Here is a 23,010-nt window from a genome sequence, read left to right on the forward strand (position 1 = left end):
GTCATTGTCCGGATCGTTCAGTAGGAGAGGTACGGTCTGATGGGTAGCCTTCGGGCAGGCGACCGCCGAGCGTGCCGCGCAGTTCCGCTTCGGCCAGCCAGAAGTCGCGCTGCGCATCGAGGTAGCCGTTGACCGCCGCGATCTGCTCGCGCGCATCGGACAGCAACTCGAATACGCTGACGAGCATGCCGTTGTAGCGCAGCAGATTTTCGTTACCGATGCGTTTGCGCAGCGGCACGACTTCGTCGCGGTAATGACGGGCCACGTCGTAGCGCGCCTGATAGGACGCGTAGCGTTCGCGCACCGACGAGCGCGCGTCGATCGCGCGGTCCGCGAGCTGCGCGGCGGCCTGCATGTACACGGCTTCGGCACGCGCCACACGCGCGCCGCCCCAGTCGAACAGCGGCACTTCGATGTCGATGCCGTATCCGGTTTCGCGGCGACCGTTCTCGCTGTTGTGCAGGTAGCCGACGTCGATCACGCTCACGAACCGTGTGGCGCGCGTAAGGCCGAGCGAGCGCGCGAGGCTCTCCAGTTGCGCGCGGCCGGCCTGCAGGTCGATGCGCTGCGCGATGGCGTAGCTTTCAAGATCTTGCATCTCCGGACGCGTGCCGGGCAGGTCCGGCAGGCGCTCGGGCAGACGATATCGGGCATCCTCGCCCCACAGGCCAAGCTGGCGTGTCAGCCGTTCGCGCGCGGAGATCGTGCGTTCGCGGGCACGCGCCAGTTGTGCGGCGGCCTCGGCATAGAACGCCTGCTCGCGTGCGTGGTCGCGTGCGCTCATGTTGCCGGCACGTGCCATGTCGCGCGCGAACAGGGCACCGGTTTCCGCCGCGTGACGCACCTGCTCGGCGTAGCGGACGGCCTGTTCGGCGGCCACGGCATCCACCCACGCGCGACGTGTTGCTTCGGCGTGCTGCAGCACCGCGTCGGCCGCTTGCAGGCGTGCCTGCGCGAAGCGGCTGTTCTCGACGCGCGCCGCGAACGGCAGCGCCAGCAGATTCATGACGCCGATGGTGATGGCGCGGTCGATCTTGAGCACCTCGTCGCCGCTCTTGCGGGCGAACGAGAAACCGGGGTTTGGCAGGCGTGTCGCCTGTACATAGTCGGCTTCGGCGATGCCGAGGTTCGCGAAGGCGGCCTGCAACGATGGGCTGTTGAGCAGCGCGACCTGAATCGCGGCGTCAACGTCGAGCGGTTGCGCCAGCAGTTCTTGCGTACGGGCGCGCGCCGCGCTGCGTTCATCGTCGGTGCGCAGCCACGTGGCCTCCTTGCCGAGCCGCTCGCGCGCGGTGTCGGCCACCGGCGCGAAACCGCCATCGGGTGAGAACTGCGCGCAGCCGGCGAGCAGCGTGCCAGCGAGCAGGGCGATGACGAGCGCTTCAGTGCGCATGCTGATGCTCCGCGGCGGGCGTCGGTGCCGCGCCCATGTTGTGACCGGCGTGAGGATCGGGTGCGGCCATCATGTCGTGGCCGGCATGCGGGTCGGGCGCTGCGGACATGTTGTGACCGGCGTGAGGATCGGGCGTGGCGCCCATGTTGTGGCCGGCATGTGGATCAGGCGCTGCGGACATGTTGTGACCCGCGTGTGGATCCGGCGCGGTACTCACGCCGTGCCCGGCATGGCCCGCATGCGATGGCGGCGCGGCGGCGACAGTTTCGTTGGAGTGCCGCCATGCGGCGACGCGGGCGGGCTGGAACGATGTGTAGCCGTCCAGCGCGCCGACCGCGGGCAACGGCGGTACGGGTGCGCGCGGATCGAGCGGATCGTTGGCAGGAGAAGAAGACGAGGGCAAAGAAGCAGACGGCAGCGCCGATGCCTGCGCCGCGGCGAGCGCGGGCGACAGCATCAGGCAGGCAATCGCCAGCAGACGCAAGGCTTGCATGACAGACCTCTATGGCGACGCGCGTCAACGTGTTGGACGGCGCGTCAATAAACCACTAGAAGGGCGTGCGGCGCGACGGCTGCGATAGCTGCCACCAGCGCGTGCACGCGCGATACGGGTGCGATGGACGCACCTCGGCTGTCAGCAGATAGGAGTGGGCGGGCGCTCGGCCGGCAGAGGGAGGTAGCTCGCGAACGCGGCGGGTGCGCCGAGCGGAGCGGCATGACGCTGATGAATCAGCGCCACGGCAGGGATTTCGGGCAACAACATGGCGCCAGCCGCGCAGGCAGCGCACGCGCTGCAGGTGCCAGCGGCATGACCGGCGTGAGAGGTGTGGCTGGCATGGGTGCCGAGCGGCAGCGTCGCGCCGGCGTCTGCGTCCTTGTCCGCGGCGTCGTGCCAGACCGGTTGGTCGTCGGCATCGCTGACGCTCTGCAGATGGCAGTGCGACTGCGCCGTGCCGATCTCGGCCTCCGCTTCCGCCTTGACGGCAGCGTGGCGCTCCGCCATCGACAGGCCTGCCGCTTCCGCCGCGCTGCACACCATCATGACCGCCGCCGCGGCACCCTGGATCGGGAGCGCGAACATGGCAAGACACAACAGGAAGCTGGCGAACAGGCGTTTCATTGAAGGGCGGGTATTGCGATCGTCGACGTGCGCAAGATGCGGAAAAAAGGACAGCAAGCATTGTAGCGGGTTTGTCCCCATGGTAACTGGCCTCTGAACGTGACATTTCTGCAATGTATGGCCTGCCGGGCGTTTCCTCAGCTATCGTGCTGTTCCGAATGGCGGAAAAAGAAGCGGCGAGCCCGCAGTGTTCATGAGTGATTGTCAATGCGCATCCTGATCGTGGAAGACGAGCCCAAGGCAGGCGACTACCTGCTCAAGGGGCTGACCGAATCCGGTTTCGTGGCCGACCTCGCGCGCGATGGCGTCGACGGGCTGGCCCACGCCCGCGAGCATCACTACGACCTGATCGTCCTCGACGTGATGCTGCCCGTGATGGACGGCTGGCAGGTGCTGCGCGAACTGCGGCGCGACAAGGACACCCCCGTCCTGTGCCTGACCGCGCGCGACGAACTGTCGGACCGCCTCAAGGGCCTCGAGCTTGGCGCGGATGACTATATGGTCAAGCCGTTCGCGTTCGCCGAGCTGGTCATGCGCATCCGCACGATCCTGCGGCGCGGGCCGCTGCGCGAGAGCGAGTTCATGGAGGTGGCGGACCTGCAGATCGACGCGATCCGCCGCCGCGTGACGCGCGCGGGCCAGCGTATCGATCTGACCTCGAAAGAATTTGCGCTGCTGCAACTGCTGGCGCGCCGGCGCGGCGAAGTATTGTCGCGCTCGCTGATCGCCTCGCAGGTGTGGGACATGAACTTCGACAGCAATACCAACGTCGTCGACGTCTCGATCCGGCGCCTGCGCGCCAAGGTCGATGACCCGTTCCCGCAAAAGCTGATCCACACCCGCCGCGGCATGGGCTACGTGCTGGACGACACGGACGAAGCATGAGCTGGCTGCGCCGACGCATGTCGTCGCTGACCGCGCGCCTCGCACTCGCCTATGGCCTGACCACGGTACTGATCCTGATCGGCGTGGCCGCCTACCTGTCGAGCGCGCTCGAGAGCCAGCTTGAGGGCCATGCCGATAGCGAGCTCGTCAGCGAGGTGCTGCGCGTGCGGCATCTGCTGCGCGAGGTGGAGGGCGAGAACGAGATCCGCGCCGACACGCATCGTTTTGCCGATATCGCGATGGGCCATGAGGGCCTGATCCTGGTCGTGCGCACGCGTGATGGCGAACCGCTGATCACGCTCAACCCCCGTAACGAAACCCTGCCGACGCTGCGCGTGCACGCGGCCAACATCACGCCCGATCGCGGCATGCTCGAGTCATGGCGGCCGCGCGGGGGCGCACCGTCGCGCGCGCTGGCCGCGCTCGGCGAGGTCGGCACCACGGGCCGCACCGTGGAAATCCTCGTGCTCAGCGATGCGGGCTCGCGCTTTGCGCTGATGCGTGAATATCGCGGACAACTGCTTGGCGCCACGCTGTGCGGCGCGATTGCCGCCGCGGCACTTGGCTTCCTGCTCGCGCGGCGTGGACTGCTGCCGCTGCGGCGCATGGCCGACGATGCGGCCGCGGTGACCACGAGCCGGCTGGCCACGCGGCTCGACGTCGGCAATGCCCCGGAGGAGTTGCGCGAGCTGGCTGGCGCGCTCAATGACATGCTGGCGCGCCTGCAGGATAGCTTTACGCGCTTGTCGACATTCTCGGCCGACCTCGCACACGACTTCCGCACGCCGATCAGCAATCTGGTCGGACAGACCCAGGTGACCCTCGCGCAGCGACGCAATCCCGCCGAATACGAGGCGTTGCTCGAGTCGAACCTCGAGGAGTTCGAGCGCCTGTCGCGCATGATCGAGAACATGCTGTTCCTCGCGCGCGCCGATCACGCGCAGGTGGCACTCGATCAGAAGCCGCTCGATGCGCGCGCGGAACTGGACAAGGTGGCCGAGTATTTCGATGCGGTGGCGGCCGAGCGCGATCTGACGCTGACGATTACCGGCACCGCCACGGTCACGGCCGACCAGACGCTGCTGCGCCGCGCGGTGACGAACCTGCTCGACAACGCGTTGCGGCACGCGCCGGCCGGCAGCACGGTGCGTCTGGCCGTACTGCGCGCGCGTCCGGGCCATACCGGCATCCGCATCGCCAACGCGGGCCCGGCGATTGCCACGGAGGCGCTGCCGCAGCTGTTCGGCCGCTTCTTCCGCGCCGATCCGTCACGCCGTAACTCTGCGACATCCACTGGCCTGGGCCTGGCGATCGTCGATTCGATCATGCGACTCCATGGTGGCAGCGTCACGGTGCGTAGCCAGGAAGGCCTGACCGAGTTCGAGTTGCTGTTTCCCGACGGCATGGCGTTTCCGAAAAGCGCACCTTGACTCTGTAGCGGCTACAGGGTCTTCAATGGATTCCACGATATTGGCGCACCGCTTTCTGGAATTCCGTTATGGCCCGGCACCCGACGCAGGACCCTCATCACCATCATGACCACGATCACCACCATGGCCATGACCACGACGCTCACGATCACGATCATGCTGATCACGCGCACGATGAAGCACATGTCCGCGTAGCGGAGACGCACGCCCACGCCTGTTGCGGCGGTGGCTGCGGCGCGCCTGTCGCGCCTGTCCAGGCACCGATCGCCGCGCCGGCGGGCACGCAGGCGGCGCGCTATCGCATTGCGGCGATGGATTGCCCCACGGAAGAAACACTGATCCGCAACAAGCTCGGCGGCATGGCCGGCGTGGCGGCACTCGATTTCAACCTGATGCAGCGCGTGCTGACGGTCCACCATACGCTCGACTCGACTGACGGCGTGGTGCGTGCCATCGGCAGCCTGGGCATGCTGGCCGAACCGCTTCTCGATACGACGGACGGCGCCGAAGCTACGGCCGAGGCGGCCGCGCCCTGGTGGCCACTGGCGTTGGCCGGCGCTGCCGCGCTGGGTGCCGAAGCCGCCGAATGGTTTGGCGTGGCCACGCCATGGTTACCGGCGGCGCTGGCCCTGGCGGCCATCGCGCTCGCCGGCCTCGGTGTCTATCGCAAGGGCTGGATCGCGCTGCGCAACGGCAATCTCAATATCAACGCGCTGATGAGCATCGCGGTCACGGGCGCGGCATTGATCGGCCAGTGGCCCGAGGCCGCGATGGTGATGGTGTTGTTCGCGCTCGCTGAACGTATCGAGGCCGCCTCGCTCGACCGCGCGCGCAACGCGATTCGCGGGCTGATGGCGATGACGCCCGAGCAGGCGGTGGTGCTGCAGCCTGACGGGAGCTGGCAGCCGGTACCGGCGCGCGGCGTTACCATCGGCGCGCGCGTGCGCTTACGGCCCGGCGAGCGTGTGGCGCTGGACGGGCGTGTCGTACTGGGTCAATCCGCATTCGATCAGGCACCGATTACCGGCGAGAGCGTGCCGGTCGACAAGACGGTCGGCGATCCGCTCTACGCGGGTGCGATCAACCAGTCCGGCGAGATCGAATACGAGGTGACGGCACCCGCGAGCGATTCCACGCTCGCGCGCATCATTCACGCAGTGGAAGCCGCGCAGGGCAGCCGCGCGCCGACGCAACGCTTTGTCGATCGCTTCGCGCGCGTCTACACGCCGGCGGTCTTCGCAATTGCGCTGCTGGTGGCCATCGTGCCGCCGCTGGTAACCGGAGGCGCATGGCATGAGTGGATTTACAAGGCGCTGGTGCTACTGGTCATCGCATGCCCATGCGCGCTCGTGATCTCCACGCCGGTAACGATCGTCAGCGGCCTCGCAGCCGCCGCGCGTCGCGGCATTCTGATCAAGGGCGGGGTGTATCTCGAGCAGGGCCGCGACCTGGCGTGGCTGGCGCTCGACAAGACCGGCACGCTCACGCATGGCAAGCCCGCGCAGACCGATATGGCCGAGCTCAGCGCTGACTTCGACAGTGCTTCCGGTGCTAACGGCGCAGGGACGCGGATGGCAGGCCAGTCTCGCGCAATCGCCGCGAGCCTCGCGGCACGCTCCGATCATCCGGTGTCGCGCGCGGTGGCCAGTGCGGCGGCATCCGATGGCGTGGCGCTACTGGACGTGACCGAGTTCGAAGCGCTTGCCGGCCTCGGCGTGCGCGGACGCGTCGCTGGCGTGCAATATTGTCTCGGCAACCACCGATTGATTCACGACCTCGGGGCCTGCTCGCCGGCGCTCGAAGCGCGGCTCGAAGCGCTCGAGCGGCAGGGCAAGACCGTGGTGCTGCTGGCCGCGATGGAGCCAAAGCCGGTGGTGTCGATTCTGTTCGGTGTGGCCGACACGGTGCGCGAGTCGAGCCGTCAGGCCATCAAGGAGCTGCATGCGCTCGGCATCCGCACGCTGATGCTGTCCGGCGACAACCCACATACGGTGGCTGCCATTGGCGAGCAGGTCGGGATCGACGAGGCGCGTGGCAACCAGATGCCGGTCGATAAGGCCGATGCCATTGCCGCGCTGGCGGACAAGGCCCGCGCGCACGGGCGCAAGGTGGCGATGGTCGGTGACGGCATCAACGATGCGCCAGCGCTGGCGCGCGCCGATATCGGCTTTGCGATGGGCGCGGCCGGCACCGACACCGCGATTGAAACCGCCGATGTGGCGTTGATGGATGACGACCTGCGCAAGATTCCGACGTTCGTGCGGCTCTCGCGCCGAACGTCGTCGATCCTGCGTCAGAACATCGCGCTGGCGCTGGGTATCAAGGTGGTGTTTCTCGCGCTGACCATCATGGGCATGGGCACCATGTGGATGGCGGTGTTTGCCGACATGGGGGCGAGCCTGCTGGTTGTGTTCAACGGCCTGCGTTTGACGCGCCGCTGAACGCCAGCGAAATCAAGGCTGAATGATCAATTGGCCACTGCGGCCTTCGATCTCACCCCACGTCACCGGCAGTTGCGGCAGCGTCGAGCGATCGAGGTGGCGGTACCACGTGGCCATCGACACCAGTTCGTGGCCCTGCGCGCGCCAGCCCGCCAGCAGCTTTTCGAACACGGGCGCGAGCTTGCCGCCCTCGAGTTCGGTGTGCAGCGTGAAGATGTGATCGCGCGCATCGGCCGGGGCCGCGGTCAGGCGCAGGATGGCTTCGTGAACGTTCTCTTCGGTCCAGCCATCGACGCCGATCAGCTCGTCGAGCGTAGGCAGCGTGGTGGGCATCTGCACATGGCGACACGCTACACCATCGACGGTCGGAATATACGGCGTGACGCCGCGTCCGTCCGAGGCATATGCCATGCCCCAGTCGTCGATCTGCCGGAATGCGTCGTCGTTCATCTGCCAGCCCGCCGCGCCATGCGTGGGCGGGGCTTCGCCGAAGATATCGGTATAGCGGTCGAACGCGTTCTGCATCTGCCGGCGCGTCCAGGCCGCATCGCGGCCACGCACGTTGTCCTGCCAGTAGACGTGATCCCACGTATGGATCCCGCACTCGTGGCCGGCCGCGCGCGCGGCGCGCATCTCGGCGGCACCCTTGCGTCCGATATCAGGCGCCGGCAGCAGCACGCCGTACATCAGCGTGCGCACCCCGTAGAGCGACACCACCGATGTGCGCGACACCTTCTTCAGAAAGCCGGGGCGGAACACGCGCCGCAGCGCCCAGCCCGTGTGATCGGGGCCGAGGCTGTACAGGAACGTGGCCTGCGCCCGCGCGGCGGACAGCATCGACAGCAGTTTGGGCACGCCTTCGCGCGTGCCACGCAGCGTGTCGACATCGACCTTGAGCGCGATACGGGCCATATCAGTTCGCGGAGTCCACGAGCGTGCGGGCCTCGACGACCTTGCCGCGATACGCTTCGAAGATGCGGCGCAGCGCGTCTTCCATGGACACCTCGGGCTTCCAGCCCAGTTCCTCGATCGTGTTGTCGATCTTCGGCACGCGGTGCTGCACGTCCTGATAACCCTTGCCGTAGAAGTCGCCCGAGGAGGTCTCAACGATCTGCGTCTTGCGCGCTTCGTCCGCGTACTCGGGGTAATCGGCTGCCATGCGCAGCATCATCTCGGCCAGCTCGCGCACCGAGTGGATATTGGCGGGGTTGCCGATGTTGAAGATCTTGCCGCTGGCTACGTCGTTCTTGTTCTCGATGATGTGCATCAGCGCGCTGATACCGTCGGAGATATCGGCAAACGCCCGCTTCTGCTCGCCGCCGTCCACGAGCTTGATCGGCTCACCGCGCACGATATGACCGAGGAACTGCGTGACCACGCGCGACGAACCTTCCTTCGATTCGAAGATCGAGTCGAGGCCGGCGCCGATCCAGTTGAACGGACGGAACAGCGTGTACTTGAGGCCTTGTTCCATGCCGTAGGCGTGGATGACGCGGTCCATCAGCTGCTTGGAGCACGCATAGATCCAGCGCGGCTTGTTGATCGGGCCATAGACCAGCGGCGAGGCTTCGGGATCGAACTCGTCGTCCGCGCACATGCCGTAGACCTCGGACGTCGACGGAAAGACCAGGTGCTTGCCGTACTTCACGGCGCTGCGCACGATCGGCAGGTTGGCTTCGAAATCCAGCTCGAACACGCGCAGCGGGTTGCGCACGTACGTCGCCGGCGTGGCGATGGCCACCAGCGGCAGGATCACGTCGCACTTGCGGATGTTGTACTCCACCCACTCCTTGTTGATGGTGATGTCACCCTCGGAGAAGTGCATGCGCGGATGCTCGACCAGATCGCCCAGGCGATCCGACGACATATCCATGCCGTAGACCTCCCACGACGTCGTTTCCAGGATGCGGCGCGTCAGGTGGTGGCCGATGAAGCCATTGACGCCAAGAATCAGGACCTTTTTCATCGGTTTTCCTCGTTGGGCAGAACGGTAATAAAAGAAGCAAATTCGGATGGGGTGACGGCAACGCCGTCGTCCGCGCTGCGGCCTTGCAGCAGCGACTGGATATCGAGCTGGCCACCATCGCCGCAGGCTGCGACGATGCGGCCATCACGTACGTGCAGGCCCGGCGCCAGTGGCGTTGTGGCTTCCATCGTAGAACGGACAGGGCGCGCCCGCGCGACCACGAAGCGGCGTCCGCCGAGATCGGTGAACGCGCCCGGGTAGGGCGGCGCTACCGCGCGAATCAGGTTGTAGACGTCCGCGGTGGACCGTTGCCAGTCGATGCGGCCGTCCTCGGGCTTGCGTCCGGAAAAATAGCTGCCGTCGGCCAGCACGTTGGGGTGTCGCGGCGTCTCGCCGGCGATCATCGCCGGCAACGCGCGCCACAACGTCTGCTCGGCGGCCACCGTGACCTTCTCGAAGACTTGGCCAGCCGTGTCGTCGGGCAGGATCGGTACCGCCGTCTGGTCGACGATAAAGCCCGCGTCGGGCTTGGCTTCCATCGCATGGAGCGTGGCGCCGGTCTCGGTCTCGCCGTGCAGCACGGCCCAGTTCACGGGCACGCGGCCGCGATACTTAGGCAGCAGCGAGCCATGCATGTTGAACGCGCCGCCCGGCGCCACGGCGAGCAGCGCGGCCGGGATCATCGAGCGGTAGTAGAACGAGAAAATGACGTCGGGCGCGGCGTCGCGCACGGCCTGGGCCAGCGCCGGATCGGTGGGGTCCTCGCCATAGACGAACGGCACACCGAGCTCCGCGGCGGTGTCCGCCACGCGGCGGAACCAGATGTTCTCATCGGGCCGGTCGCGATGCGTGATCACGAGTGCAATCTCCACGCCGCGCGCGTGCAGCACGCGCAGGCAGCGATCGCCGACGTTATGGTAGGCAAAGACTACCGCTCGCACGAGGCTGTCTCCAGGTCGTTGCCAGGGTTGCCGCGCATGCCGTCGTTGGCGCCGAGGTCACGCTCGAGCACCGCCTGGATGCGATAGCGCGGACGGTCGCGGACTTCCTGATAGATCCGGCCCACGTACTCGCCGAGCAGGCCAATGCCGAACAGCATGATGCCCATCAGGAAGAAGGTCAGGGCGAACAGCGTGAACACACCCTGGACTTCCGAGCCGAGGATAAAACGCCGTACCAGCAGCACGACAAACAGACCCGCCGACGATATCGACAGCAACGTGCCGATGGCCGAGAACCATTGCAGCGGTACGATCGAGAAGCCGGTAACGAGGTCGAAATTCAGGCGGATAAGCTGATACAGCGAGTACTTCGATTCGCCCGCATGGCGCTGTTCGTGGCCGACCTCGATCTCGATCGGATTCGACGAGAACGTGTAGGCCAGCGCCGGAATGAACGTGTTGACCTCGCGGCACGCATTGATCGTGTCGATCACGTTGCGGTCATAGGCACGCAGCATGCAGCCCTGGTCCGTCATGCGGATCTTGGTGATGCGCTCGCGCAGGCGGTTCATCGCACGCGACGCATAGCGGCGGAACGCGGTGTCGTTGCGCTGGCGACGAATGGTACCGACGTAGTCGTGCCCCTCGCGCATCTTTTCCACCAGGCGCGGAATCTCTTCGGGCGGATTCTGCAGGTCCGCGTCCAGCGTGATGACGATGCGCCCGCGTGTGTGCTCGAAGCCCGCGAGAATCGCCATATGCTGGCCGAAGTTGCCATTGAACAGGATCACGCGCGTCACGTCCGGACGCTTGTGATACTGCGCGGCCAGCATCTGCGGCGAACGATCGGCGCTACCGTCGTTGATGAAGATGACCTCGTAAGACGTGGCCATGGCGTCGAGCGCCGGGTAGAGGCGATCGAACAGCGCCTGCAGCCCGTCTTCCTCGTTGTAGACCGGAATGACGACCGAGACTTCGACGGGGCTTAATGAGAGAGGCGTTTGCATGTTTCGGTGAAGATTTCGCATACTCGCTCCACGTCGGCAGGTTGCATCGCGGGGAAGAGGGGCAGCGTGACGATGCCTTGGCCGATACGTTCGGCATGCGGCAGCATCCCCTCGCGCCAGCCCAGGGAACGGTAATGGGTGAACAGATGCACGGGCGGGTAATGGACGCCCGTGCCGATGCCGCGCTCGCGCATCGCTTCCATGAACTGCCTGCGCGCGGCGGCGGGACCACCGGCCATGCGATCGGTCGGCAGCACCACCTGGAACATATGCCAGTTGGTGGTTGCTGCGTCGGGGTCGAGCGCGAGTGGCAGTTCGACGCCCAGTGCCTCGAAGCCGGACATGGCACGGAAGCACTGGAAGTAGGTGTCGGCGAGCAACGCGCGGCGCGCGGTGATCGCATCGAGTTTCTGGAGTTGCTGCAGGCCGACCACCGCATTGACGTCGGTCAGGTTGAATTTGCCGCCGGGTTCCTCGACGTCCATGCCGTCCATGCCCGTGCGGATCACGCCCTGCAGGCGCAGGCGCTCGGCGCGCTGTGCTTCCTCGGGCGAATTCATGACCAGGCAGCCGCCCTCGATGGTCGTGATGTTCTTGTTGGCCTGAAAGCTGAAACTGACGAGGTCCCCGAACGCGCCGATGCGGCGGCCGCGCCAGCGCGAGTCGATCGCCTGCGCGGCGTCCTCGATCACGCGCAGGTTATGCCGCTTCGCGATGGCATACAGACGGTCCATATCGACGGGCAGGCCCGACAGGTAGACCGGCATGATCGCGCGCGTGCGCGGCGTGATGGCGGCTTCCAAGGCGGCGAGGTCGAGGTTGCGGGTGCGCGGGTCGATGTCGACGAAGACCGGACGCGCGCCGACCGTCAGCACGACATTGGCGGTGGCGACCCATGTGATCGGCGTAGTGATCACTTCATCGCCAGGGCCGATGTCCGCGATGCGTAGCGCGATTTCCATCGTGGCCGAGCCGTTGGCGAACGTGCGCACCGGGCGGCCATCGAACAGCGCCGACAGCGCGGCCTCGAACGCCTGCATTTTCGGGCCCGAGGTAATCCAGCCCGACGCCAGCACCTTGCCGACCTCGGCTATGGCCGCGGCATCGATGTCGGGGCGAACAAACGGCAGGAACTCTTGGGAAGCGTGTGAAGCGGTCATGGTCTGAGCTATGAACGTGCGATCAGGAAGACGCCTGCGAGTATCAGCAGGATGCCGGCCACGCGCAACGGGCCGATCATCTCACCAAACAGCCACCACGCGGCCAGCGCATTGACCACGTAGCCGAGCGACAGCATGGGATAGGCGATCGACACATCGACGCGCGACAGCCCGATGATCCACACGCCGACGCTGATGACGTAGAGCGTCAGGCCGCCGAGCACCGGCCATTGCGTGATCACGCGGAAGGCGGTGTCCAGCAACGTCGCGCGCTCGAGCGTGATGGCACCCACCGCGTTGGTGCCGGCCTTGAGCAGCAGTTGCGCGCAGGCGTTGAGCAGCACGCCGGCAAAGATGAAAGCGAAGGTCGAGAGCGTCATGAAGCGGGTTTCGTTTCCGGGAGAGCGGGCTGCGCCGGCAGCGGGAAATTGCTGACGACCACGCGGCGCACGTCACGTGCCACCACATGCATCGGCACCTGTTGTGCACGCAGGCCCTCGTAGGTCTCGGGCGACATGATACCGACCGCGGGCTGGCCATCGTTCCATTTGGCAATGAATGCCGCCATGGTGGGAATCCAGCGGTCCGGTGCCTGGGCAATCCCGAACTCGAGTTCGTCAGGGTGTTCCACCATGGTCAGCGTGTGGCCGAGGTAGAACGGCAGCGTGTGGTCGAGCACCCCCACGCCGTAGAACGGCATTTCTGGCTTGAGCACGGCGCGGATCGACGGCAGCAGGTCGATGCCGGACGCGCGCCGGCCCATCACCTCGTGGCCCAGCAGCGCGACCGTGCAGCACAGGTACAGCGCGAGCGCGTAGGCCGTGATGCTCGAGAACAGGCCGTGCGTGCGCAACAGCCGGCGGGCGACGAGGGTGCCGACCAGCAGCACGACGACCGCCGCGCCGACCCACAGCGCAAATAAACGATAGACCTCGTTGGGTGTGGACGGCTTGTCGAGCGTGGCGAGGTACGGGGTGGCCAGCAGGCCGACCACGGACAGGACCAGCATCGCATTGATCTGCCGGTTCCACGAGCGCTCGTTGATATGGTCGAGCGCCACGCCGGCGAGTATCGCCAGCGCGGGGAAGATCGGCACGATATAGCCCGGCAGCTTGGAGCTGGACAGGCTGAAGAACGCGAAGATGGCGATGGCCCACACGGCGGCCATCAGCGCGGGCTGGAATGGCCTGCCGCCCGCACCGCGATTCGCGGTCAGATCCGCCCCCGCGCGTTCGCGGATCTCGGTCCACATACGCGGCATCAGGCCGAGCCACGGCAGGAAACCCGCCACGACCAGCGGCACGAAGTACCAGATACTGCCCTTGCGTTCGTGCACTGTGGAGGTATAGCGGTCCCAGTGCTCGTGGATGAAGAAGAAGTGGGCAAATTCCGGGTTACGCGAGTCGATCAGCCAGAACCAGGGCACCGTCACGATCAGCAGGACCACCGCGCCCGGCAAAAGGTGCAGACGGCGCCAGAGGCCGAGATCGCGCGTGATCAGCGTATAGATCACGAGCACCAGCCCTGGCAGCGCCAGTCCCACCAGACCCTTGGTCAGCACCGCGACGCCCATCGCGGCCCAGCAGGCCATCATCCAGTTGCGGCGCGCGGCCGGGGTGGCGGACGGATGCTGGGCGATCAGCATGAACGCGAGCACGCAGGCGAGCGCGCCGGAGAGCGTCATGTCGAGCGAATTGAAGTGGCCCGCCACGCTCCACATCGGCGCGGCAACTAGCGCCAGACCGGTCAGCAGGGCCACGCGGGGGCCAAACCAGCGCGCGGCGGCGAACATCGAGGCGGCCAGGCCGACGATGCCCGACAGCGCGACGCAGAGCCGCGCCTGCCAGTCGCCGATGCCGAACAAGGTATAGGAGAGTGCCGTCACCCACATGTGGAAGGGCGGCTTTTCGAAGTATTTGAGGTCGTTGTAGCGAATCGTGACCCAGTCCCCGCTCAGGAACATCTCGCGCGAGATCTCGGCATAGCGGCCTTCGTCGGGGCGCAGCAGGTGACGTGCGTCGAGCGTGCCGAACCAGACCAGCAGAATGCCAATGGCCACCACGGCAATCATGCCGACGGGCAGCCCGGCGAGGCGCGAGGGCGTGGAACTGCGCATAGATCTCCTGGATTGGACCGGATACCGGCGACGTGGCCAGCATGTGGCAGACCACGCACAACGCGGCATGTCCCGATTCGGTGGACAACAGAGGTGCTGCAAAACAGAGGCGCTGCAATAAGACCGTCGCCACGGTAACGGTTCCCTGGCGAGGCACCCCGAGGCGTTCGGGCGCGCAATGTTAGCACGAGCGCATCCTGGCTCCAGATAGGTGGAGCGCCAATAAACCCTTGGATGCGATTTCGCGCAATACTGACGCCTATATATTAAGTGGGCCTTAAGTTGCCCGACATGTGAGCTCGTCGTAAGCAATACTCCGAATAAAGTGAATAAAAAAGCACAAATCACGCGATGGGTTCTCGGCCCGCTGCTAGCCTTGGCCGTGAGTGCCGCGCCCACGTTCGCGCTCGCCCAGTCCGCCCCCGCGAGCGGTGCCGATGCCGCGGCAATCGTGCAGGCCGCCACCGCCCCGCTGGCCGCCACGCCGATGCCCGCGGGCGCCGCGCTGTGCGAGGCGCCCTGGTTCCGCTCGGGCTCGCGCGTGCAGATGGAGGGCGACGGCGATATGCCGATGTCGATCACCATGATCCTGCGCGACGTCATGCGCTGGGACACCGGCTGCAGCGCGCAGCTCGAGGTCCGCTCCAAGTCCGCGCTGGCGGCGCTCAAGGGGCCGCCGGTGGACACCAACCAGATGCACGAGATCAATATCGACCGTCGTGGCGCGTCCAGCAAGACCAGCATCGACAGCCGCAACGCTGTCATCAACGCCCGCGCGCGCTATGCGCGGGTCTTCGGCGAGGCGGCTTTCCGCGGCAGCGGCGTGTTCAACTATGCCGGCCTCGACATCCGCGAAGGCATGATGCTCGAGGGGGAGACGTTCCGTTCGAGCGTCTCCCTCAAGATCTATCCGATTGCCAGGGACGAGGAGGTCGGCACGATCCAGGCGCTGTACGCGTCGGTCATCGTCGGCTCGCGGCATGTCGGCCGCAAGCAGATGATCGACACCGTATTGGGCCGCAGGGAATGCCTGCCGATCACCTACGAAAAGCGCACCTCGCTCGGCCCCCTGCAGGTGGGCGACGAAATGCTGCAGGTGGAACCGAGCCTGCTGAACGTGACCGACTGGTATTGCCCGTCGGATGCGTTCGTGCTGCGTACCGAGATTCGGCAGAACAACCGGCTGCAGCGCGTGGACGTGACCGCCATGGAGATCGACCCGCCCGATCGGTGACGCACTGCGGCGCGGTCGTTGCCCGCTTACAGGTAGACCAGCGACAGCGTGGCCGAGCCGTCCAGCTCGATCGCCTTGTCCAGCTTGGGTAGCGCGCTTGCCTTGGGCAGATAGGCATGGACGCGCAACGGCACCTGGAACTGGCGCCGCGCCGCCGGCGTCGCGGTGCCCGGCTCGCCCCAGCTCAGCATGGTCACGCCATCGCCGCGCACCATGCGGAGGCTGTTCTTCGCCCAGGTGTTGCCGCCATCCTCGGACATCAGCAGGGCGACATCGCCTTTCTCGCTGACGGCGGTGGCGGCCGGAACGATCGTATAGGCGCCCACTTTGCGCTCCTCCACGAGGCCGAGACCGAAGCCGTAGACACTGATGCCGGCAATGTCGGCGGGGGTGCCGGCACGGTTGTCGCGGACGGTGACTCCGACGCGGGTTTCGAATTCGCACAGCACGGTCAGCGTGATTTCCCGCTGGCCGGGCGAGTATCCCGCCGTGTTGCCCATGACCACGGTGGCCGAGATGCCACCGTAATCGACCTGTCCGTTCTCGGATAGCGTCATGCGGCACGCGGACGGGCGGATCACGCCCCGGACGCTCACGTCGCTATGTTCGATGGCCGCGCCGACCTGGGACGGCTCTGACAGCGCGCCGAGGGCGAGCAGCAATGCGGCGAATGGGAAACGCTTGCGATGGCGATGCAGTTTCATGGGTGAACCCCTCGTCAGTGAAGTGCGCACCATTGTGATAATCCGTGTGACGAATGGTAATCACCGTTCTCCGATATTGCGTAAAATGCACCGCCTCGGACGGGTTACGCACCACAAGGTAGAATGCTGGCCTCGCGTAACTTCCGCGCATCCTTTTTGCGGTCACTACAACAATGAGCTCCCGTCCGTCCCGGATGGCGTGCATCGACGCCCTCAAGGCGATCAGTTCCCAGCTGATCGTGCTGCATCACCTCTCGTTCTACGGCCCCATGTCTGACGCGGCGCATTCGCTCGCGCCGGGGTTGATCGACTGGCTGTCCGACTATGCGCGCATCGCGGTGCAGGTCTTCCTCGTCATCAGCGGGTTTCTGGCCGCGCGCAGCCTGGCGCCGGGCGGCCACCTCGTGGTGCCGAACCCGCTCGCCACGGTGTGGCGGCGCTACCGCAAGCTCGTGGTGCCCTATGCGGCCGCGATCGTGGTCAGCATCGTGGGAGCGGCGCTCGCGCGCGGCTGGATGGTGCACGACTCGATTCCGGCGGCGCCGCACCTCAAGCAGTTCCTCGCCCACCTGCTGCTGCTCCACGGCGTGCTGGACGTGGACGCGCTGTCGGCTGGGGTCTGGTACGTGGCCATCGACCTGCAGCTATTCGCGCTGCTGATCGCCACCCTGTGGCTGGCGCGCGCCATCTCCGGCGGCCGGCCGTGGGGCATGCCGCTGGTGGCGGCGCTCGCGGTGGCCTCGCTGTTCTGGTTCAACCGCGACGCCGTGTGGGATGTATGGGCGATCTACTTCTTCGGTGCCTACGGGGCGGGGTCGCTGGCGTTCTGGGCGTCGGATCCGAAGCGCTCGCCGCTCCTGCTCGTCCTGTTGGGCGCCGTGGGCGTGACCGCGCTGGCCGTCGACTTCCGGCTGCGCATCGCCGTGGCGCTGGCCACTGCGCTCCTGCTGGCGTTCGCGCGGCGTGGCGAATGGCTTGAACACTGGCCGCGCGGTCGCGTGACCGCGTATTTCGGCAAGATCTCCTACTCCGTCTTCCTCGTGCACTTTCCGGTTTGCCTGGTCGTGAACGCGTTGGTGCATCACTTGGCGCCGGGACAGCCGATGCTCAACGCGCTCGGCATGCTGTGCGCGTGGGGTGCCAGCAACGCGGCCGGCGCGCTGTTCTATCGCCACGTGGAGAGCCGCGACCTGATGGGTCTGCTGGCCGGCCAGTGGAAGAATCTGTGGGCGCGCGACATGCCGGCAACATCGCCGGCACCGGTACGGGCCCCGGCGCCGTCCGCGCATTCCCGCTCCACGAAGCGCTGAGCGGGGGCGGCTGCGTCGTTGTGGTGCGCGCGCGCGCACCGTCGCACGCGGGAGTGCGCGCGCACGGTGCACGCGACACCGTTGCCTGCCGCGCACACCCGGCAAATCCTGATTGGTCGATGGCATGAAGGTTGCCTACTATGGAATCGTAAACCTGACCATTTGGTCAGGATTCCAGTGAGGCTGCCATGTCCGATCACATCGTTCTGACCTCGCACGCGCGGCGTGACAAGCCGGCGGAAGCGATCCACTGGGGCGCGCCGACCGCAGTCGAGCGAGGCCCGGTGATCGCGAGCGTCACCGATCCCGCGCAGCGCAATGTGATTGGCACCCATGCGGGCGCCTATGCCATCTATCGCGCGCTGGCGGTCGCCGCCGGCAACCTGCAGCGCGCTCATCGTCCCGACCTCACTGATACCGCGCCGGCCGAGGCGATCGGCCCGCATCCGCAATGGGGCGATCCCGGCAAGATCGTGTCGCTCGACCCCTGGGGGCATCTGGTATCCACCGCCTTCGAGGATCGCATCGCGGCGGGTGTCGACATCCGGCCGACCATTGCCGTGACGCGTGCCCATATCAACATGCCCGAGCTCACCGCGGCGATCGCGGCGGGACGTCTTACGCCCGACGGCGAGATCCTGTTCGCCAACGGCGACGTGCGCGTGACCAAGGCCGCGGTGGATCCGGTGTGGTATCTGCCCGGCATCGCCGAGCGTTTCCACATCAAGGAAAGCATGCTGCGGCGCAGCCTGTTCGAGCAGACCGGTGGCATGTTCCCCGAACTCGTGACACGCGCCGATCTGAAGGTGTTTCTGCCACCGATCGGCGGCATGACGCTGTATTTCTTCGGCGATATCGCCAAGCTGGGGCAGGACGACACACGCGTGGCATGCCGCGTGCACGACGAATGCAATGGCTCCGATGTCTTTGGCTCCGATATCTGTACGTGCAGACCCTACCTCGCCCATGGCATCGAAGTCTGTATCGAGATGGCGCAGCAGGGCGGAGTCGGTCTGGTGGTCTATAACCGAAAGGAGGGGCGCGCGCTGGGCGAGGTGACCAAGTTCCTGGTCTACAACGCCCGCAAGCGTCAGGTGGGTGGCGATCGCGCGGAGACCTACTTCGCGCGGACCGAATGCGTGGCGGGCGTGCAGGACATGCGCTTCCAGGAGTTGATGCCCGATGTGTTCCATTGGCTAGGTATCCGGCGGATCGATCGCTGGGCGTCGATGAGCAATATGAAACACGATGCGTTGATCGCACAGGGGATCGATGTGGTCGAGCAGGTCGCGATTCCCGAGACATTGATTCCGGCCGATGCGCGCGTGGAAATCGACGCGAAGGTGGCCGCCGGCTATTTCACGCATTACACGCCGCCCGATGCCGACGAACTCGCTCTGGCAAAGGGCAGGGGGTTGAAGGAATGAACGAATATCCAGACGGAATGGGCAGCGGCTGGCACAGCCCTGTGCGCAGCGATCATCCGGCCAGCCCGTTGCTGACCGCGGAAGCCGTGCGCACGCATTGCGCAACGGTAACCGAGTACGTGGCGGCGGGCGACTCGTCGCTGTTCACGTGGCATCCGGACCGGGTTCATGCGGTCGCGGACTACGTTGCCACCACGATCCGTCGCCGGTATCCCGACCTGCAGGTGCCGTACCACAGCCGCTGGCGGCATTTCGAAGCGGGCGCGCCGGGCGAGAAGGTCGATCGTTGGCAGATCCTGTGCGAGCGCGCCGGGCTGTCGGGCGCCGATCATTGCGCCGAGCGTGCGCGTATCGGCATCGACCTCGTGATTCCCAGCGTGCTGCTCGATGCCGGAGCCGGCCCCGACTGGCGCTACCGCGATCCCGCCAGCAATATCAACCTGACGCGCTCCGAAGGGCTTGGTGTGGCGAGCTTCGACCTGTTCGCGCGCGGTGGTTTTTCGGCCGAGCATGGCGATCCGCTGCGCGCCGATGGCGAACGGCTGATGCGCATCGATGCGTCCTCCATCGCCAATGCGTTCCAGGTGGCGCAACACAATCCGATCGTCGGTCTGGAAGGGCGCGCGGGGTTGTTGCGCCGGCTGGGCGAGGTGGTGCAGGCCACCCCCGCGGTGTTCGGCACGCCCGCGCGGCTCGGCAATCTGTTCGACTACATCGCCGCGCATGCGCAGGACGGGCGCGTGGAAGCGAGCTTCGTGCTGCGGACGCTGTTGATCGCGCTCGGTCCCGTATGGCCGGGCCGCATCGTCATGGAAGGCATCTCGCTGGGCGACTGCTGGCACCACCAGGCGGCGCCGGGCGGACTGGTGCCCTTGCACAAGCTGACGCAGTGGCTCACGTATTCGCTGATCGAGCCGCTCGAGGATGGTGGCCTGCAGGTGACCGGCCTCGATGCGCTGACGGGTCTGCCCGAGTACCGCAATGGCGGACTGCTGTTCGATTTCGAGCTGATGAAGCCGCGCGATCCCGCCTTTGCGGCGGGTGTGCATACCGTCGATGAGCCCGTGATCGTGGAATGGCGCGCGCTGACGGTAACGGGGCTGGACCTCGTAGCCGATGGCGTGCGGCAGGCGCTGGGTTTGAGCGAGGCGGCATTTCCGCTCGCGCGCGTGCTCGAGGGCGGCACCTGGGCCGCGGGGCGGCGCATCGCCGCGCAGCGGCGCGAGGGCGGCCCGCCGCCGTTCGCGATCCAGAGCGACGGCACCGTGTTCTGAACGATTCGACCGCGCGATTTGACCACACATAGACCGATTCGATTGATCCAACCGAGCGACTGAGGAGCACACACCATGACCGACCTGTCCGCCGTGCCCACGGCAGTGGAAGCTTTCGCCGAAACGACCGCGAGCGCGTTGTCGCCGTCGGTGCTGGTCGTCAATCATCCGCTCGTGCAACACAAGGTCACGCTGGTCCGCAGCGAAGACACCACCACCGACAACTTTCGCCGGCTCGTGCGCGAGATCAGCCAGCTGCTGACCTACGAGGCCACGCGCGATCTGGCGATGGAGACGGTATCCATCCGCACACCGGTCGCGCCCATGGAGTCGCCGGTGCTGTCGGGCAAGAAGCTATGCCTGGTGTCGATCCTGCGCGCGGGCAACGGCTTTCTGGACGGCATGCTCGAATTGCTGCCCGCCGCGCGCGTCGGCCATATCGGGCTCTATCGCGATCCGGAGACGCTCGAGCCGATCGAGTATTACTTCAAGATGCCCGAGGATATCGAGGAGCGGCTGGTGATCGTGGTCGATCCGATGCTGGCGACCGGCAACTCGGCCATCGCCGCGCTCAACCGGCTCAAGGAGCGTGGCGTCACCGCGCTCAAGTACGTGTGCCTGATCGCTTCGCGCCAGGGCCTGCGCGCGCTGCAGGCCGCGCATCCGGATGTGCTGATCGTCACGGCCGCGATCGACGAGACGCTCAACGAGCACGGCTATATCGTGCCAGGACTCGGCGATGCCGGGGATCGGCTCTACGGCACCAAATGAGCACCTCGATGGGCATGACGTCCGCATCGGCACTGGCGGCGGACGTGGCACGCGAACCTGGCGGTCGCATCCGCCAGGAAAATCAGGCGCTGATCATGCGCGCGGCGGAACACGTGTTTGCGCGCGCGGGGTTCGCGGGCGCGACCATGGCCGAGATCGCGCTGCGCGCGGGCGTGCCCAAGTCCAACCTTCACTACTACTTTCGCACCAAGCAGGCGCTCTATCGTGCGGTGCTCGCGCATACATTGCAGCTGTGGCTGTCGGAGACGGATATCATCAGCGCCGATCATGCCCCGCGCACGGCGCTGGAGCAGTACATTCGCGCCAAGATGCGGTTGTCGGAGAGCCATCCCGACGCGTCGCGCGTGTTCGCCAACGAGTTGCTGCACGGTGCGCCGGAGATTGGTGGCGTGTTGCGGGAGGCGTTGCGCGAGCTGGTCGCGCGCAAGGCGGTGGTGATTCGGCAGTGGATTGCCAGCGGGCAGATGGCCGCCGTCGATCCGCATCATCTGTTCTTCACGATCTGGGCCGCCACGCAGACCTATGCCGATTTCGAGGCGCAGGTCTGCGCGGTGCTGGGCGTGGCGGAACTCGATGCGCGCGCGTTCGACGAGGCCACCGAGCATCTGGTCGCGCTGCTGCTGCGCGGTTGCGGGCTGATCACGGTCAACCAAAGCGACTCATAACAAGTTATCAACGCAGTCAAATCAAAAAAGGGGAAACAAGTCATGAAGACTGAACGGGCAGAAACCGTGTATCGCCAGCGTCGTCTGTGGATCGCGCTGGCCATGGCGGGCACGGCGGCGGTGGCCATGGGCACCGCGCCGGTTGCGCATGCGCAGGCGAAGATCAAGGTCGCGGCGGTGTACACGGTACCCGTGGAGCAGCAGTGGGTGTCGCGTATCCACAAGGCGCTCAACGAGGCCAAGGCGCGTGGCGAGATCGATTATGTGTTTTCGGAAAGCGTGTCGAACGCCGACTACGAGCGCGTGGTGCGCCAGTATGCGGAACAGGGCTCCGCGCTGATTCTCGGCGAATCGTTCGCGGTGGAATCGGCCGCGCGCAAGGTGGCCAAGGATTATCCGAAGACCGCGTTCCTGATGGGCTCGTCGGGCAAGCCGCAGGCGCCGAACTTCTCGGTGTTCGACAACTATATTCAGGAACCGTCGTATCTGACCGGCATGATCGCGGGCGGCATGACCAAGACCAACCATATCGGCATGGTCGGCGGTTATGCGATTCCCGAGGTCAATCGCCTGATGCACGCGTTCATGGAAGGCGCGCGCGAAGTCAACCCGAAGGTCAAGTTCACGGTGAGCTTTATCGGCTCGTGGTTCGATCCGCCCAAGGCCAAGGAAGCGGCGTTCGCGATGATCGACAAGGGTGCCGACGTGCTGTATGCGGAGCGGTTTGGGGTGTCCGACGCGGCCAAGGAGCGTGGCAAGCTGGCGATTGGCAACGTGATCAACACGCAGCCGCAGTATCCGAATACGGTGGTGGCCTCGGCGTTGTGGAACATGGAGCCGACGGTGGCCGCGGCGCTGGCCAAGGTCAAGGCCGGTCAGTTCAAGAACGAAGACTACGGCCAGTATTCGCTGATGAAGTACAAGGGCGCTGAACTCGCGCCGCTGGGCACGTTCGAGAGCAAGGTGCCGGCGGACCTGATGGCCAAGGTGCGGGCGAAGGAGCGTGCGATTCTTGACGGCAAGTTCACGGTCAAGGTCGTGGAGACGGAGCCGAAGTCGACGAACTGAGGGGTTGAGCCCTCACCCCCGGCCCCTCTCCCCGGGGGAGAGGGGAGCAAACAATAGGTAAATTTGCTTTCACCCTC

Annotated in this window: 21 protein-coding genes; 10 read left to right on the forward strand and 11 right to left on the reverse strand. The window is 66.1% G+C overall.

The window, feature by feature from the left end:
- Position 1 precedes the first annotated feature (1 nt).
- The 3 genes from LDO41_RS12920 to LDO41_RS12930 all read right to left on the reverse strand — a co-directional run bounded on the left by LDO41_RS12920 (position 2) and on the right by LDO41_RS12930 (position 2,513).
- Entirely contained in the window at positions 2–1,393 is a 1,392-nt protein-coding gene (locus LDO41_RS12920; protein ID WP_223988632.1) for a TolC family protein, read from the reverse strand.
- Entirely contained in the window at positions 1,383–1,886 is a 504-nt protein-coding gene (locus LDO41_RS12925; RefSeq protein ID WP_223988634.1) for a hypothetical protein, read from the reverse strand. Before LDO41_RS12925 ends, LDO41_RS12920 begins: the two co-directional genes overlap by 11 nt.
- Positions 1,887–2,027: 141 nt before the next feature.
- On the reverse strand, positions 2,028–2,513 hold the full coding sequence (locus tag LDO41_RS12930; RefSeq protein WP_223988636.1) for a hypothetical protein: 486 nt from the start codon (positions 2,511–2,513) through the stop codon (positions 2,028–2,030).
- Between the two features lie 207 nt (positions 2,514–2,720).
- Here LDO41_RS12930 and LDO41_RS12935 point away from each other — a divergent pair, with 207 nt between their 5' ends.
- The 3 genes from LDO41_RS12935 to LDO41_RS12945 all read left to right on the forward strand — a co-directional run bounded on the left by LDO41_RS12935 (position 2,721) and on the right by LDO41_RS12945 (position 7,269).
- Complete coding sequence (locus LDO41_RS12935) at positions 2,721–3,398, forward strand: heavy metal response regulator transcription factor (protein ID WP_223988638.1); 678 nt, start codon at positions 2,721–2,723, stop codon at positions 3,396–3,398.
- The gene (locus tag LDO41_RS12940) at positions 3,395–4,828 is read left to right on the forward strand and encodes a heavy metal sensor histidine kinase (protein WP_223988640.1); all 1,434 of its coding nucleotides are present in this window, start codon (positions 3,395–3,397) and stop codon (positions 4,826–4,828) included. Before LDO41_RS12935 ends, LDO41_RS12940 begins: the two co-directional genes overlap by 4 nt.
- 311 nt (positions 4,829–5,139) lie before the next feature.
- A complete protein-coding gene (locus LDO41_RS12945; RefSeq protein WP_223988642.1) occupies positions 5,140–7,269 on the forward strand; it encodes a heavy metal translocating P-type ATPase in 2,130 nt (709 codons plus the stop codon).
- Between the two features lie 12 nt (positions 7,270–7,281).
- Here LDO41_RS12945 and LDO41_RS12950 read toward each other — a convergent pair whose 3' ends face one another.
- Genes LDO41_RS12950 through LDO41_RS12980 form a run of 7 tightly spaced genes read right to left on the reverse strand, consistent with a single transcriptional unit; the run spans position 7,282 to position 14,459 of the window.
- Positions 7,282–8,181, reverse strand: a complete 900-nt coding sequence (locus tag LDO41_RS12950; protein ID WP_223988644.1) for a polysaccharide deacetylase family protein — start codon at positions 8,179–8,181, stop codon at positions 7,282–7,284.
- A gap of 1 nt (position 8,182) precedes the next feature.
- The gene (locus tag LDO41_RS12955; RefSeq protein WP_223988646.1) at positions 8,183–9,235 is read right to left on the reverse strand and encodes a bifunctional UDP-4-keto-pentose/UDP-xylose synthase; all 1,053 of its coding nucleotides are present in this window, start codon (positions 9,233–9,235) and stop codon (positions 8,183–8,185) included.
- The gene (locus LDO41_RS12960; protein WP_223988648.1) at positions 9,232–10,176 is read right to left on the reverse strand and encodes a formyltransferase; all 945 of its coding nucleotides are present in this window, start codon (positions 10,174–10,176) and stop codon (positions 9,232–9,234) included. Before LDO41_RS12960 ends, LDO41_RS12955 begins: the two co-directional genes overlap by 4 nt.
- Positions 10,164–11,183 (reverse strand): glycosyltransferase, encoded by a 1,020-nt coding sequence (locus LDO41_RS12965; RefSeq protein ID WP_223988650.1) that lies wholly within the window; start codon positions 11,181–11,183, stop codon positions 10,164–10,166. Before LDO41_RS12965 ends, LDO41_RS12960 begins: the two co-directional genes overlap by 13 nt.
- Entirely contained in the window at positions 11,162–12,343 is a 1,182-nt protein-coding gene (locus LDO41_RS12970; RefSeq protein ID WP_223988652.1) for a DegT/DnrJ/EryC1/StrS family aminotransferase, read from the reverse strand. Before LDO41_RS12970 ends, LDO41_RS12965 begins: the two co-directional genes overlap by 22 nt.
- Positions 12,344–12,351: 8 nt before the next feature.
- A complete protein-coding gene (locus LDO41_RS12975; RefSeq protein ID WP_223988654.1) occupies positions 12,352–12,723 on the reverse strand; it encodes a DMT family transporter in 372 nt (123 codons plus the stop codon).
- Positions 12,720–14,459 carry a glycosyltransferase family 39 protein gene (locus LDO41_RS12980; RefSeq protein WP_223988656.1) on the reverse strand — a complete coding sequence of 580 codons (1,740 nt, stop codon included), beginning with the start codon at positions 14,457–14,459 and terminating at the stop codon, positions 12,720–12,722. Before LDO41_RS12980 ends, LDO41_RS12975 begins: the two co-directional genes overlap by 4 nt.
- A 382-nt stretch (positions 14,460–14,841) precedes the next feature.
- Between LDO41_RS12980 and LDO41_RS12985 the strand changes: the two genes are divergently transcribed.
- The gene (locus LDO41_RS12985; protein ID WP_377741597.1) at positions 14,842–15,693 is read left to right on the forward strand and encodes a hypothetical protein; all 852 of its coding nucleotides are present in this window, start codon (positions 14,842–14,844) and stop codon (positions 15,691–15,693) included.
- Between the two features lie 26 nt (positions 15,694–15,719).
- On the opposite strand, the gene LDO41_RS12990 is transcribed toward LDO41_RS12985, so the two are convergent.
- A complete protein-coding gene (locus LDO41_RS12990; protein WP_223988658.1) occupies positions 15,720–16,397 on the reverse strand; it encodes a DUF1120 domain-containing protein in 678 nt (225 codons plus the stop codon).
- A 173-nt stretch (positions 16,398–16,570) separates the two neighbouring features.
- On the opposite strand from LDO41_RS12990, the gene LDO41_RS12995 reads away from it, so the two are divergent.
- From LDO41_RS12995 to LDO41_RS13020, 6 genes are all read left to right on the forward strand, one after another.
- Positions 16,571–17,707, forward strand: a complete 1,137-nt coding sequence (locus LDO41_RS12995) for an acyltransferase family protein (RefSeq protein ID WP_223988660.1) — start codon at positions 16,571–16,573, stop codon at positions 17,705–17,707.
- A gap of 188 nt (positions 17,708–17,895) precedes the next feature.
- Positions 17,896–19,134: a GTP cyclohydrolase II gene (locus LDO41_RS13000; RefSeq protein ID WP_223988662.1), complete on the forward strand. Its 1,239-nt coding sequence runs from the start codon at positions 17,896–17,898 to the stop codon at positions 19,132–19,134.
- Entirely contained in the window at positions 19,131–20,408 is a 1,278-nt protein-coding gene (locus LDO41_RS13005) for a URC4/urg3 family protein (protein ID WP_223988664.1), read from the forward strand. Before LDO41_RS13000 ends, LDO41_RS13005 begins: the two co-directional genes overlap by 4 nt.
- A gap of 75 nt (positions 20,409–20,483) precedes the next feature.
- Positions 20,484–21,179, forward strand: coding sequence for a uracil phosphoribosyltransferase (gene upp, locus LDO41_RS13010; protein WP_223988666.1), 696 nt, complete (start codon positions 20,484–20,486; stop codon positions 21,177–21,179).
- A 14-nt stretch (positions 21,180–21,193) separates the two neighbouring features.
- Positions 21,194–21,865 (forward strand): TetR/AcrR family transcriptional regulator, encoded by a 672-nt coding sequence (locus LDO41_RS13015; RefSeq protein ID WP_223988723.1) that lies wholly within the window; start codon positions 21,194–21,196, stop codon positions 21,863–21,865.
- A 102-nt stretch (positions 21,866–21,967) separates the two neighbouring features.
- Positions 21,968–22,933: a BMP family protein gene (locus tag LDO41_RS13020; protein WP_377741601.1), complete on the forward strand. Its 966-nt coding sequence runs from the start codon at positions 21,968–21,970 to the stop codon at positions 22,931–22,933.
- The last annotated feature ends 77 nt before the right edge of the window (positions 22,934–23,010 follow it).

The sequence above is a fragment of the Cupriavidus pampae genome, from assembly GCF_914271485.1.
GTDB lineage: Bacteria > Pseudomonadota > Gammaproteobacteria > Burkholderiales > Burkholderiaceae > Cupriavidus > Cupriavidus pampae.

Excerpts from the sequence above, each read along its gene's own strand:
- LDO41_RS13005 (WP_223988664.1), top strand. The coding sequence starts at position 19,131 with ATGAACGAATATCCAGACGGAATGGGCAGCGGCTGGCACAGCCCTGTG.
- LDO41_RS12925 (WP_223988634.1), bottom strand. The coding sequence starts at position 1,886 with ATGCAAGCCTTGCGTCTGCTGGCGATTGCCTGCCTGATGCTGTCGCCC.
- LDO41_RS12930 (WP_223988636.1), bottom strand. The coding sequence starts at position 2,513 with ATGAAACGCCTGTTCGCCAGCTTCCTGTTGTGTCTTGCCATGTTCGCG.
- LDO41_RS12935 (WP_223988638.1), top strand. The coding sequence starts at position 2,721 with ATGCGCATCCTGATCGTGGAAGACGAGCCCAAGGCAGGCGACTACCTG.
- LDO41_RS13015 (WP_223988723.1), top strand. The coding sequence starts at position 21,194 with ATGACGTCCGCATCGGCACTGGCGGCGGACGTGGCACGCGAACCTGGC.
- LDO41_RS12950 (WP_223988644.1), bottom strand. The coding sequence starts at position 8,181 with ATGGCCCGTATCGCGCTCAAGGTCGATGTCGACACGCTGCGTGGCACG.
- LDO41_RS12920 (WP_223988632.1), bottom strand. The coding sequence starts at position 1,393 with ATGCGCACTGAAGCGCTCGTCATCGCCCTGCTCGCTGGCACGCTGCTC.
- LDO41_RS12940 (WP_223988640.1), top strand. The coding sequence starts at position 3,395 with ATGAGCTGGCTGCGCCGACGCATGTCGTCGCTGACCGCGCGCCTCGCA.
- upp (WP_223988666.1), top strand. The coding sequence starts at position 20,484 with ATGACCGACCTGTCCGCCGTGCCCACGGCAGTGGAAGCTTTCGCCGAA.
- LDO41_RS12970 (WP_223988652.1), bottom strand. The coding sequence starts at position 12,343 with ATGACCGCTTCACACGCTTCCCAAGAGTTCCTGCCGTTTGTTCGCCCC.
- LDO41_RS13020 (WP_377741601.1), top strand. The coding sequence starts at position 21,968 with ATGGCGGGCACGGCGGCGGTGGCCATGGGCACCGCGCCGGTTGCGCAT.
- LDO41_RS13000 (WP_223988662.1), top strand. The coding sequence starts at position 17,896 with ATGTCCGATCACATCGTTCTGACCTCGCACGCGCGGCGTGACAAGCCG.
- LDO41_RS12990 (WP_223988658.1), bottom strand. The coding sequence starts at position 16,397 with ATGAAACTGCATCGCCATCGCAAGCGTTTCCCATTCGCCGCATTGCTG.
- LDO41_RS12995 (WP_223988660.1), top strand. The coding sequence starts at position 16,571 with ATGAGCTCCCGTCCGTCCCGGATGGCGTGCATCGACGCCCTCAAGGCG.
- LDO41_RS12975 (WP_223988654.1), bottom strand. The coding sequence starts at position 12,723 with ATGACGCTCTCGACCTTCGCTTTCATCTTTGCCGGCGTGCTGCTCAAC.
- LDO41_RS12945 (WP_223988642.1), top strand. The coding sequence starts at position 5,140 with ATGGATTGCCCCACGGAAGAAACACTGATCCGCAACAAGCTCGGCGGC.
- LDO41_RS12980 (WP_223988656.1), bottom strand. The coding sequence starts at position 14,459 with ATGCGCAGTTCCACGCCCTCGCGCCTCGCCGGGCTGCCCGTCGGCATG.
- LDO41_RS12955 (WP_223988646.1), bottom strand. The coding sequence starts at position 9,235 with ATGAAAAAGGTCCTGATTCTTGGCGTCAATGGCTTCATCGGCCACCAC.
- LDO41_RS12965 (WP_223988650.1), bottom strand. The coding sequence starts at position 11,183 with ATGCAAACGCCTCTCTCATTAAGCCCCGTCGAAGTCTCGGTCGTCATT.